Annotated in this window: 1 pseudogene; it reads left to right on the top strand. The window is 62.0% G+C overall.

Annotated elements, in window-relative coordinates:
• Positions 1-63: 63 nt before the first annotated feature.
• Positions 64-284 (top strand): annotated as a pseudogene (locus tag C448_RS07840) (carbohydrate ABC transporter permease); the annotation flags it as partial.

The raw sequence follows: 284 nt of genomic DNA, 5'->3' as shown, positions 1-284 counted from the left end.
CTACGTCCTCGCGTTGCTCGTCGTCATCCCGTATCTCTACAGCCAGTACCGCAGGGGTGCACTATGAGTCAGGAAACCGTTACAGCCGACGCGACCGACGGCGAATCGTCGACGAGTGACCTGCGCGATGCGATCGGCGGGAAACGAATCCTCCTGTACGCAGTGCTCGCGCTCATCGCCGTCTACTTCCTCGTGCCTCTCGAAGCAGGGCTCGTCACGTCGTTCAAGACCAACGAGGCAGTCATCAACACCGCGCCGTATCTCCCGCCCGGACCGGACGGGTT

Source organism: Halococcus morrhuae DSM 1307, assembly GCF_000336695.1.
Classification (GTDB): Archaea; Halobacteriota; Halobacteria; order Halobacteriales; family Halococcaceae; genus Halococcus; species Halococcus morrhuae.
This window is presented reverse-complemented; position numbering and strand designations above follow the sequence as displayed.